The organism is Breoghania sp. (assembly GCF_963674635.1).
GTDB lineage: Bacteria > Pseudomonadota > Alphaproteobacteria > Rhizobiales > Stappiaceae > Breoghania.
This window is the reverse complement of the sequence record NZ_OY771475.1, coordinates 1,133,426-1,145,339: the sequence shown is the minus strand read 5'-3', so window position 1 is coordinate 1,145,339 and position 11,914 is coordinate 1,133,426. Positions and strand designations below refer to the sequence as shown.

General features: G+C 61.4%; 9 protein-coding genes. All 9 read left to right on the top strand.

Features of this window, described 5'->3' with window-relative positions; translation table 11 throughout:
• The first annotated feature begins 114 nt into the window (after positions 1-114).
• Positions 115-462, top strand: a complete 348-nt coding sequence (gene uraH / locus ABGM93_RS05115; protein ID WP_321504003.1) for a hydroxyisourate hydrolase — start codon at positions 115-117, stop codon at positions 460-462.
• A 5-nt stretch (positions 463-467) separates the two neighbouring features.
• Entirely contained in the window at positions 468-1,949 is a 1,482-nt protein-coding gene (xdhA, locus tag ABGM93_RS05110) for a xanthine dehydrogenase small subunit (protein WP_321504002.1), read from the top strand.
• Entirely contained in the window at positions 1,942-4,290 is a 2,349-nt protein-coding gene (gene xdhB / locus ABGM93_RS05105) for a xanthine dehydrogenase molybdopterin binding subunit (RefSeq protein WP_321505754.1), read from the top strand. Before xdhA ends, xdhB begins: the two co-directional genes overlap by 8 nt.
• Positions 4,287-5,345, top strand: coding sequence for a xanthine dehydrogenase accessory protein XdhC (xdhC, locus tag ABGM93_RS05100; RefSeq protein WP_321504001.1), 1,059 nt, complete (start codon positions 4,287-4,289; stop codon positions 5,343-5,345). The genes xdhB and xdhC overlap by 4 nt, the downstream gene beginning before the upstream one ends.
• Positions 5,346-5,508: 163 nt before the next feature.
• Positions 5,509-7,113, top strand: a complete 1,605-nt coding sequence (locus ABGM93_RS05095; RefSeq protein ID WP_321504000.1) for an ABC transporter ATP-binding protein — start codon at positions 5,509-5,511, stop codon at positions 7,111-7,113.
• Complete coding sequence (locus ABGM93_RS05090; RefSeq protein ID WP_319773838.1) at positions 7,103-8,218, top strand: ABC transporter permease; 1,116 nt, start codon at positions 7,103-7,105, stop codon at positions 8,216-8,218. Before ABGM93_RS05095 ends, ABGM93_RS05090 begins: the two co-directional genes overlap by 11 nt.
• Positions 8,215-9,135, top strand: a complete 921-nt coding sequence (locus tag ABGM93_RS05085) for an ABC transporter permease (protein WP_321336783.1) — start codon at positions 8,215-8,217, stop codon at positions 9,133-9,135. The genes ABGM93_RS05090 and ABGM93_RS05085 overlap by 4 nt, the downstream gene beginning before the upstream one ends.
• Before the next feature lie 57 nt (positions 9,136-9,192).
• Complete coding sequence (locus tag ABGM93_RS05080; protein ID WP_319773836.1) at positions 9,193-10,257, top strand: BMP family ABC transporter substrate-binding protein; 1,065 nt, start codon at positions 9,193-9,195, stop codon at positions 10,255-10,257.
• Between the two features lie 193 nt (positions 10,258-10,450).
• Positions 10,451-11,797 carry a nucleobase:cation symporter-2 family protein gene (locus ABGM93_RS05075; RefSeq protein WP_321503999.1) on the top strand — a complete coding sequence of 449 codons (1,347 nt, stop codon included), beginning with the start codon at positions 10,451-10,453 and terminating at the stop codon, positions 11,795-11,797.
• Positions 11,798-11,914 lie beyond the last annotated feature (117 nt).

Genomic DNA, 11,914 nt, shown 5'->3' with positions numbered 1-11,914 from the left:
CGATGAGCGCTGAATTATGTTCTTTTGAGAACGGTTCCAGTGGTGCACACTTGTCGTGCATGCACATGGAATGATCTTAATGATCTTAAGGATCGGAATGCAAAAGGAGCCGCAATGGGCCGCCTGACTACCCACGTTCTGGATACTGCGGCGGGAAAGCCTGCATCGGACCTTCGGATCGAGCTATGGGGCCTTGATGGTGACCCGGTGCTTTTAAGCGCGCTCAAGACAAATGCGGACGGGCGGGGCGACAAACCGCTTCTGGAAGGCGATGCCTTCCGACCGGGAACCTACGAGCTGCGCTTTTTTGCCGGGGAGTATCTGCGCGCACAGGGCGCGCTTCCGGAACCGCCGTTTCTGGACGAGATCCCGATTCGTTTCGGAGTGTCGGATGCCGATGAGCATTATCATGTTCCGTTGCTGCTGTCGGCTTACGGCTATTCCACTTATCGCGGGAGCTGATCCTCATGCGTAACGCGATACGGTTCATGCGCGGCGGCAAGGTCGTGGAAGTCGCGGATGTCGGCCCCACCGAAACGCTTCTGGACTACCTGCGCCTTCGAGAGCGACGCACGGGCACCAAGGAGGGCTGCAACGAAGGCGATTGCGGCGCCTGCACCGTCGCGCTTGGTCGCCTGCACGATGGGCGCGTGGTGTATGAACCCGTGAATGCCTGTATTCAGCTTCTGGGGCAGGTGGACGGCTGCGAGGTCGTTACCGTCGAGGATCTTGCCGAGGACGAAACGCTCCATCCCGTGCAGGAAGCTCTGGCGCGCCATCACGGCTCGCAATGCGGTTTCTGTACGCCGGGCATCACGATGAGCCTCTTCGCGCTCTATCACGAGCCTGCCGCCTCTCCTCAGCGAAAGGTGGTGAACGAGCATCTTGCCGGCAATCTGTGCCGTTGCACCGGCTATCGCCCGATCGTCGATGCCGCCATGGAAGTGTGCTTCAGCGAGGCGGAAGATCAATATGCCCGCCGCTGCGAAACGATTGCCGCAACCTTGAGCGAATTGGCGGATGGACAGGGCGTCTTCATCGGTGACGAAACATCGTTCTTTGCTGCGCCCGCGAGTATCGATGCTCTGGCCGAGCTCTATGCCCGTCATCCCGATGCCACGCTCGTGGCGGGAGCCACTGATGTGGGGCTCTGGATCACCAAACAGCTTCGCGACCTTCCGAAGATAATCTGGCTTGGTCGGGTGGCCGCGCTTGCCCGCGTCGATCCGGTCGATGGTGGCTTGATCATTGGCGCAACGGCGAGTTTCGCGCGCGTGGAGCCCCATATCAGCCGGCTCGATCCCGATCTCGGCGCTGTCTGGTCTCGTATCGGTTCGCGTCAGGTGCGCGCTTCGGGCACTGTCGGTGGCAATATCGCCAACGGGTCGCCCATCGGTGATACCCCGCCGATGCTGATCGCGCTCGGTGCAACGCTGGAACTCCGTCAGGGGGCTTCAGCGCGGACGCTGCCGCTGGAGGACTTCTTCATCGACTATGGCAAGCAGGATCGCAGGGACGCCGAATTCCTGACCGGCCTGTTCGTGCCGACGCCCGGTCCGGGACAGGTTTTCCGCGCCTACAAGATTTCCAAGCGGTTCGATCAGGACATTTCCGCTGTCATGGCGGCTTTTCTGCTCACGATTGAGAATGGGCGTGTCACCGACGCGCGCATTGCCTTCGGTGGCATGGCGGCAACGCCGAAGCGGGCCCGGCGCGCCGAAGCAGCCCTTGGCGGTGCGGTTCTGGCGGAGCCTGGAACATGGGGCCGTGCGTTGAAGGCGATCGAGCGGGATTTCGCACCGATTTCCGATATGCGGGCAAGCTCCGAATACCGCACCAAGGTTTCCCGGTCGCTGCTGGCCAAGGCGCTGGTGGAGGCGGCTGGGATGCCTTCAACGCGCACACGTGTCGAAGGCCAGCGGGAGGAGGCGCGTGAGCACCATGTCTGAAGAGAACGCGACCTTGGACACCCGCGAACCGGATGGCAGCGAGGTCGCGCATGTGGGGCGGCCGGAAAAGCATGACAGTGCGGAAAAACATGTCAGCGGCACGGCGCTTTATGTGGACGATCTGCTCGAACCCGAAGGGACGCTCCATCTTGCCCCCGGCTGGTCGCGCGATGCCGCATGTGGGCGGATCGTTTCGCTCGATCTTGAGGCGGTGAAGACTGCGCCTGGCGTTGTTGCCGTGCTGACCGCGGGCGATGTGCCGGGCGAGAACGATTGTTCGCCGTCCATAGGCGGGGATCCGATCCTGGCGGATGGTGAGATCCTGTTCTGGGGACAGGTCGTTTTCGCGGTCGTCGCCCGCACCCGCGCCCAGGCACGCAAGGCTGCGCAACTGGCGAAGATCGAGGTTGAGGCGACCTCGCCGGTCGTCAGTGTCGATTGCGCACTCGTGAACGACACGACCGTGCTGCCCGACTATCAGTTCCGCAAAGGGCAGCCGGAAGCCGCGCTCGATACGTCGAACCAGCGCCTATCCGGCGTGATGCGAATTGGCGGGCAGGAGCACTTTTACCTGGAGGGTCAGATTTCCCTGGCCGTGCCCGGAGAGGACGGCGACATGGTCCTCCATTGCTCCACGCAGCACCCGAGCGAGGTTCAGCACATCGTCGCCAAAGCTCTTGGTGTGATCGATGCCGCGGTGACAGTTGAGGTGCGCCGCATGGGCGGCGCGTTTGGCGGCAAGGAAAGCCAGGCAAACCAATGGGCGGCACTCGCGGCTCTTGCTGCGCACCATACCGGCAAGCCTTGCAAGATGCGGCTCGACCGCGACGATGACATGACCATGACCGGCAAACGGCACGATTTCCGTGTCGACTATACGGTCGGGTTCGAGAATGACGGCGCGATCCATGGCGTTGACATGGCTTTTGCGGCGCGTTGCGGCTATTCGGCGGATCTTTCGCTGGGCGTGGTGGACCGCACCATGTTCCATGCCGATTCCAGCTATTTCTATCCCGATGCGCTGATCACGTCGCGCCGCATGAGAACCAATACCTGTTCGGCAACCGCGTTCCGAGGCTTCGGTGGGCCTCAAGGTATGCTGGCCGCCGAACGCCTGATTGATGCCATCGCCATCACGCTCGGACTGGATCCGCTGGATGTGCGGAAACGCAATTTCTATGACCGCGACCGCGATATCACGCCCTACGGCATGCGCGTAGAGGAGTTCACGACGCAGCACGCCATCGTCACGGAACTCGAAGAGGCCTGCGACTACCGGGTCCGGCGTGATGCAATCAGGGCGTTCAACGCGAATAGCCATATCCTGAAAAAGGGATTGGCGCTGACACCGGTGAAGTTCGGCATCGCCTTCACATTGCCGCAACTCAATCAGGCGGGCGCGCTTGTCCATCTCTATCAGGATGGCTCCGTGCATCTGAACCACGGCGGCACCGAAATGGGGCAGGGGCTCTACACCAAGGTTGCGCAGGTGGTCGCGCACGCCTTCTCGGTCCCGCTCTCTAAGGTCAAGATCACGGCTACGCATACCGGCAAGGTGCCGAATACTGGGCCGACAGCCGCGTCTTCCGGCACCGACCTGAACGCCATGGCCGCCCTGGAGGCGGTGGAGAAGCTGAAGAAGCGGCTCACAGATTTCGCCTCCGACAAATACGGTGTGCCGGTCGACAAGATCGAGTTTCGCGATGGCAAGGTCATGATCGGAACCGAGCCGGTCTTGCTGGGCCAACTGGCAAAGGCGGCGATCATGGCGCGGGTCCAGTTGTCGGCGACCGGCTACTATGCCACGCCCAAGATCACCTGGAACCGCCAGACGTCCACCGGCCGACCGTTCCTCTATTTCGCTTTCGGGGCGGCCTGTTCGGAAGTGCTGGTCGACACCATGACGGGAGAGATGCGGGTCACACGCGTCGACATCCTCCACGACGTCGGCAAGTCTCTCAACCCGGCTATCGACATTGGGCAGATCGAGGGCGGCTTCGTGCAAGGCATGGGCTGGCTGACAACCGAAGAGCTCGTTTGGGATGATCAGGGTCGCCTGCGCACGCATGCGCCCTCGACCTACAAGATCCCCACAGCTTCGGACGTACCTGAAGAATTTAACGTAAGCCTTTATGAATCAATTGGGAATCCAGAGGCGACGGTTCACCGTTCGAAGGCCGTCGGCGAGCCGCCGGTGATGCTGGCGAACTCTGTTTTCAGCGCAATCGTCGACGCGGTTGCGAGCTTGAAGCCGGGCGTCATTCCTCCGCTTGATGCACCCGCGACGCCCGAAGCCATTCTGGCCGCGGTCGATGCGGTCAAAAGCGCGAGGCCGACATGACCTTGCGCGTTTGGAACGAATTGGCGGATGCGGTGAAGGCCGAAGGTGCGGCGGCACTTGTAACGGTGCTGAGGGTGGCAGGGTCTGCTCCGCGCGAGGCAGGGGCGCGACTGGTTGTACGCCCATCGGGCGGCTTTCGCGGAACCATTGGCGGAGGCGGGCTTGAATGGAAGGCCATCGCCTTGGCGCGCGAACACCTTGCTGAGAAGAGCGGGCCGTCCGTCATGCGCCGGTATTTCGCGCTTGGACCTGAATTCGGTCAGTGTTGTGGGGGGCGCGCGGAACTCCTGATCGAGCGCTTTACCGGTGAGAACAGTGCGGGCATCGCCGAATTCGCCAACCGTGAGGCGGAAGGCCCTTTCGTGACGCTTGCGGCGATTGATGCGAGCGATGAGCCACATGGGTCTGCGGGCGGTGGCCTGGAACGTCGGGTCCTGTCTCATGTGCCAACCGGCAACGGTGATGGCGCGCGACTGACCGGGGCAGGCGTCCTGGAGGAGCGGTTTGGCTGCTTCGCGCAACCCCTTTTGCTGTTCGGGGCCGGTCACGTGGGACGCGCCACGGCGCTCGCGCTTGCGCCCTTGCCCTTTGCTGTAACATGGGTGGACAGCCGCGCAGAGGCGTTTCCCGCCGCCGTGCCATCCAATGTTTCCATCCGGCGGACGGACAGTCCGGCAGATGTGCTGGCGGAAGGACGGGACGGGGCCTTCGTTCTGGTCATGACCCATTCCCATCCGCTCGATTTCGATATTGCCGCGACCGCTATTTCCCAGGGACGTTTCGGGTATGTGGGCTTGATCGGGAGCCGCACGAAGCGCATCCGTTTCGAGCGGCGGATGAAGGATATGGGGATATCCGAACAGCGCATTGGCGAATTGGTGTGTCCGATCGGCATAAAGGGTATTCGCTCGCGGGAACCTGCTGCAATCGCGGCGGCGACGGTCGCCGAGCTGTTGATCCGGCGCGAAGGCGGATCTTCGATCGACATCGAAATGGATGCGATGCACACGGAACGCACACAGACGCTGTCGAGAGCGATGGCAAAGAGCGCCTGAGTGGATTATCCCGGTAGGCATGCGGCAAAAAGAGGCGCGACAGGCGGACCTGTATCCGCGAGAACACCTCTTTCTCCGGATCGAAGAGACGGTTGGCGTTTATGAGAAGCGATGCAACGGCCATTAGGGCCGTAGGGAATTCGGGAAGTCGGGGGTGCTGGGGATGAGTGAGGCAGGGCCGGTTACGCCGCCACCGCAGGAAGGAGAGATCCTCCTTGCCGCGCGCGGGATCACCAAACGCTTCGGTGATCTGTTGGCCAACGACCACGTCGACTTTTCGATCCGCGCCGGAGAAATCCACGCGCTGCTTGGGGAAAACGGCGCGGGCAAGTCCACGCTCGTGAAGATCCTGTACGGCGCTTTGGCTCCCAATGAAGGCGATATTCTGTGGGATGGGAAGCGCGTCAGCATCGCAAGTCCTGCCGCAGCCCGCAGTCTTGGCATCGGAATGGTGTTCCAGCATTTTTCGCTGTTTGAAGCCCTGACCGTCGCCGAAAACATTGCTCTTGCCCTGAACGACGCGCCGTCGATGAAAGTCCTTGCGGAGCAGATCAAAAGCGTCTCCCGCGACTATGGCTTGCCGCTCGATCCGGATGCCCGCGTTGCGGATCTGTCGGTCGGGCAACGCCAGCGCATCGAGATCGTGCGCTGCCTGCTTCAGGAACCGCGCCTCATCATCATGGATGAGCCGACCTCGGTGCTCACGCCTCAGGAAGCCGACCAGCTCTTCGTCACGCTTGAGCGGCTTGCCAGCGAAGGTTGCGCGATCCTCTATATTTCCCACCGTCTGGAAGAAGTGAAGCGCCTGTGCCGGGCAGCAACGATCCTGCGCCACGGCAAGGTGGTCGCGTCCTGCGATCCGCGAAACGAAACCGCGGGCTCTCTGGCCAGCATGATGGTCGGTGCCGACGTCCAGCAGGTGCGGGCCGATCACAAGCCCGCCGACGGCCCGGTGCGCCTCGCCATCAAGGATCTTACGATCGTTGCCGACGATCCTTTCGCCGTCCCGCCGAAAAACGTGAACCTTGAGGTGCGCGGCGGCGAGGTCGTGGGCATCGCCGGGATTGCGGGCAATGGCCAGAGCGAGCTTTTCGACGCGATATCCGGTGAGATCACCACAAGACGGGCCGATGCGGTGACGATAGATGGCCAGGCCGTCGGTCGCCTCGGCATCACGGCGCGCAGGCGCGCCGGTGCCGCCTTTGTTCCCGAAGAGCGCCTCGGTCACGGGGCCGTTCCCGGCCTGGAACTGGCCGACAACGTGCTCCTGACGCGCCATGCGACGGGAGACGGATTGGTGCGGCTGTTCATGCTGGTTCGCGGCGCCGCCCGCAACATGGAGCAGCGCATCAAGGGCGCGTTTGATGTGCGCATGAGCCGGGAGAACCCGGAAGCGAGCTCGCTTTCGGGGGGCAACTTGCAGAAATTCGTGATGGGCCGTGAGTTGGATCGCTCGCCCTGCGTGATGGTGGTCAACCAGCCGACATGGGGCGTGGATGCGGGCGCGGCTGCGCTGATCCGGCAATCCCTGATCGATCTGGCACGCTCTGGCTCCGCGGTTCTGGTGATTTCGCAGGATCTCGATGAAATCTTCGAGATAGCGGACCGGATTGCCGTCATTTCGCGCGGACAGCTCTCCGAGCCGGAACCGGCCTCGACCATGACGCGCGAACGGATCGGCCTGTTGATGGGGGGCGCGGGCGAACGTAATGATGCGGGGGAGAGCGGCGCGGTGAAGGCGTCAGGGGAACAGATCGATGCGGCTTGAGCTGAAAAAGCGTTCCGAACATTCCAGAATTATGGCCGTCGCCTCGCCGTTGATCGCGATTGGACTGACTGTTGTGGCAGGCGCAATCCTGTTTGCGGCCCTTGGTTACGACCCGTTCAAGGCGCTCTATTACTATTTCATCGATCCGCTGACCGAAGCCTGGTCGCTTGAGGAACTTGTCGCGAAGGCAACCCCGCTTGTCCTGATCGCCGTCGGTCTGGCTGTGGCCTATCTCTCCAACACCTGGAATATCGGTGCTGAGGGCCAGTACACGGTCGGCGCGATCTGTGGGGCGATCATCCCGGTCTACTTCTGGGAATGGGAAAGCTGGATGGTGATGCCGCTGATGCTGATCATGGGCATGATCGGCGGTGGGCTCTATGCGGCGATCCCGGCCTTTCTGAAGAACCGGTTCGGCACGAACGAGATCCTGACATCGCTGATGCTGGTCTATGTCGCGGGCTACGCGCTCGACTGGCTGGTGCGCGGGCCCTGGCGTGATCCCAACGGCTACAATTTTCCGCAAACGCGCGGCTTCAACGAGTCCGCGATCCTGCATCCGATGATTGGCAACGGGGGCATGCACTGGGGCGCGCTCTTTGCCGTTGTCGCCGTTATCGTCGTCGCCTTTATTCTGGGGGGAACCCTCAAGGGCTTCGAGGTGAAGGTTCTGGGGCAGGCGGAACGCGCGGGCGCTTTCGCAGGCTTTTCACGCAAGCGCATGGTTTATTTCGGTTTTCTTCTTTCCGGCAGCTTTGCCGGTCTCGCCGGTATTTCAACCGTCGCAGGCACCGTGCAGCAGCTTCAGCCCGTCATCTCACCGGGCTACGGCTTCACCGCGATCATCGTGGCCTTTCTTGGTCGTCTGAACCCTATTGGCATTCTTGTTGCAGGGCTCATGCTGGCTTTGACCTATCTTGGTGGAGAAGCCGCGCAGGTGACTATGGGAATTTCGGACAAGGTTGTGCGCGTCTTTCAGGGAATGCTCCTTTTCTTCGTGTTGGCATGCGACACGCTGATCCTTTACCGGATCAGTTTTGTCTCCGGCCGCGCAGGTCCTCAGGAACCGCATGACAACCTCCTGCCAGCGGAGGAGGCGGTATGACCATGTTTGAAGCAATTCTCCTGACGATTATCACCGCCTCAACGCCGCTTCTTCTGGCGGCCATCGGTGAGTTGGTGGTGGAACGCGCAGGCGTTCTCAATCTCGGCGTCGAGGGCATGATGGTCATGGGTGCGGTGATGGGCTTTGCGGCTGCGCAATGGACCGGCAACCCTTATGCGGGCATCGTGGCAGCTATCTTCGCGGGCATGGGCATGTCGCTGATCTTCGGTTTCGCGACGCAGACGCTGGTTGCAAATCAGGTCGCCTCCGGCCTGGCCCTCACGTTGCTGGGGCAGGGGCTGTCCGGCATGATCGGCGAGGGCTTCGTCGGCCGGCCCGGCGTCAAGCTGCCCTCGCTGGAAATCCCCTATCTCTCCGATATTCCCTTCTTCGGACCGATCCTGTTCGCGCAGGATATTCTCGTCTACCTCTCCTTCGCGCTGGTGATCGGCGTTGCGTGGTTCCTGTTTGTCTCGCGGGCCGGTTTGAAGCTGCGCGCGGTTGGTGACAATCACGGCTCCGCCCACGCGCTGGGCATATCGGTGGTCCAGGTGCGTTATCTGGCCATCCTGTTCGGAGGTGCCTGTTCGGGATTGGCCGGGGCTTATCTGAGCCTGGCCTACACGCCGCAATGGGTTGAAAACATGACTGCGGGACGTGGCTGGATCGCGTTGGCGCTTGTCGTCTTCGGATCATGGCGTCCGTGGCGGGTCGTTGTCGGCGCCTATCTCTTCGGTGCGGTCTGGATCTCCCAGCTCCACCTGCAAGCGGCGGGCAGTGGCATTCCTTCGCAGTTTCTTTCGTCGCTGCCCTACATCGCAACGATTATCGTTCTCGTTCTGATTTCTAGTAACCGTCGGCTCTCGTTGATCAACACGCCGGCGGCACTTGGGAAGTCATTCGTGCCGGAGCGATAGGAAATTGCTCCGCACGAAAGTTGTCGTCCACTTCAAAACTTCAAAGGGAACCTTGTAATGAAAACCAAGCTCCTTGCAGCCGCCGCACTGGCCTTTGGCCTTGCCACCGGGGCTGCGCAGGCCGAACCGCTGAAGGTCGGCTTCATCTATATCGGTCCGACGGGCGATTTCGGCTGGTCCTACCAGCATGACCAGGGCCGCAAGGCTCTGGAAGAAAAATTTGGCGATGAGGTCGAGACCACCTATCTGGAAAGCGTTCCGGAAGGCCCGGATGCGGAGCGTTCCATCGAACGTCTGGCGCGTGCTGGCAACAAGCTGATCTTCACCACCTCGTTCGGCTACATGGATCCGACCATCAAGGTCGCCAAGAAGTTCCCGGATGTGAAGTTCGAGCACGCAACGGGCTACAAGCGCGCCGACAATGTCTCCACCTATTCCTCGCGCTTCTATGAAGGCCGCTACGTGATCGGCCAGATTGCTGCGAAGATGTCCAAGTCCGGTGTGGGCGGCTACATCGCGTCCGTTCCGATCCCGGAAGTGGTGCGTGGCATCAACGCCTTCATGCTCGGCGCACAGTCCGTCAACCCGGACTTCAAGCTCAAGGTCATCTGGGTCAATTCCTGGTTCGATCCGGGCAAGGAAGCCGACGCGGCAAAGGCGCTGATCGATCAGGGCGTCGATATCATCTCCCAGCACACCGACAGCCCGGCTGCCATGCAGGTTGCCGAAGAGCGCGGCATCAAGGCGTTCGGTCAGGCGTCCGACATGATCGAATTCGGTCCGAAGGCTCAGATGACCGCGATCGTCGACAACTGGAACGACTACTACATTTCGCGCGTGAAAGCAGTGATGGACGGCACGTGGGAGTCGAAAGACACCTGGGGCGGGTTCGATCAGGAGATGGTTCACCTCGCACCCTTCACCAATATGCCGGACGATGTCGTGGCAATGGCTGAAGAGACGGTGGCCAAGATCAAGAGCGGCGAGTTCCATCCCTTTACCGGCCCGATCAAGAAGCAGGACGGTTCCGACTGGCTTGCCGAAGGCGAAGTGGCGGACGATGGCACCCTGCTGGGCATGAATTTCTACGTTGCCGGCGTTGACGACAAGCTGCCGCAGTAAGGTAAGCTGACGAAATACTCGTTCCGCATTTGAGGGAATGCGGAAACGATGATTTTCCCCGGCCGGACCACGGCCCGGCCGGGACTTGCGGACGTGGCGCAAGACGCTGCATCAGGCCGGACGTTCATCTGTAAAACCGACAGCAGATCGGTGGGTGAAGAGCTTCGGTTTCATCTTCCAGGGGGACCAATTCATGTCAGAGGCTAAGCATCTCGGCGCAACGCCGGACCAAATGCGCGATCCTGAATGGACGCCATCCATTGAAAAGGCGGTGCCGCTCGGCATCCAGCACGTGTTGGCGATGTTCGTCAGCAATTTCACGCCTTCGATCATCATTTCGCTTGCCGCCGGTTACGCGTTCGGTTCGCCGGACATGGTCTATCTCGTTCAGATGGCCATGGTCTTTTCCGGCGTCGCCACCTTGATCCAGACCATCACGATCGGGCCCATCGGCGCGCGGCTTCCTGTCGTTCAGGGAACGAGCTTCGCCTTCATTCCGGTGATGATCCCCGTCGTCAAGACAGCGGGCATGGCCGCGCTTTTTGGCAGCGTCATTATTGGGGGCATCTTCCATTTTCTGCTCGGCACCGTGATCGGCCGTTTTCGCAACGCTTTGCCGCCACTGGTCACCGGCATTGTGGTGATTTCCATTGGCCTCGCGCTCATTCCGGTGGGCATCCAATATGCTGCGGGTGGCGTTCCGCTGATGGGCAAGCCGGAATTCGGCACCTTCCAACACTGGGGCCTTGCCATCGTGGTGATCCTTGTGACCATGGCCGCGAAATTCTTCGGCAAGGGGATGGTGTCGACCGCAGGTGTGCTGATCGGTCTTCTCGCGGGATATTTGGTGGCACTGGTCTTCGGGATGGTCTCCTTCGCGCGTGTCGACAGCGCGGCCTGGTTCGCACTTCCGCAGCCCTTTGCCTATGGTTTTGAATTCAATCTGGCTGCCGTGATCGGCATGTGTCTGATGGCGATTGTTTCCGCCATCGAAACCGTTGGCGACATATCGGGGATCACTAAGGGTGGTGCGGACCGCGAGGCAACGGATCGCGAGATCGCGGGCGGTACGCTGGCCGATGGTCTCGGCACCGCGATCGCCGGTGTCTTCGGCGGGCTGCCCAACACGTCCTTCAGTCAGAATGTTGGTCTGGTCTCCATGACGGGGGTGATGAGCCGCCACGTGGTGACCTATGGCGCGATCTTCCTGATCATCGCCGGGCTGGTGCCGAAGGTTGGCGCGGTCATCTCCACCATGCCCATCGCGGTTCTTGGCGGGGGCGTGATCGTCATGTTCGGCATGGTGGTGTCGGCGGGCGTCAACATGCTGTCGGATGTGACCTGGAACCGGCGCAACATGCTGATCCTTGCGATCTCGCTGTCGGTGGGGCTCGGCCTGCAGGCGGTGCCGGAGTCCCTACAGCACCTGCCGTCCACACTGAAAGTGCTGCTGACCTCCGGCCTGCTTCCGGCAACAACGCTTGCCGTGGTGCTGAACCTCGTTCTTCCCCACGAAAAGCGCGGCGCTTACGCGTCCTGACGCATGGCAATTGAACGGCCCCGACCAAAGCCTCGGGGCCGTCTCCCTCACAAGATATCGAAGACATCCCTGTCCCATGGGCGAAATGCGTCCGGAATGGAGCCGGGGCCAATAAAG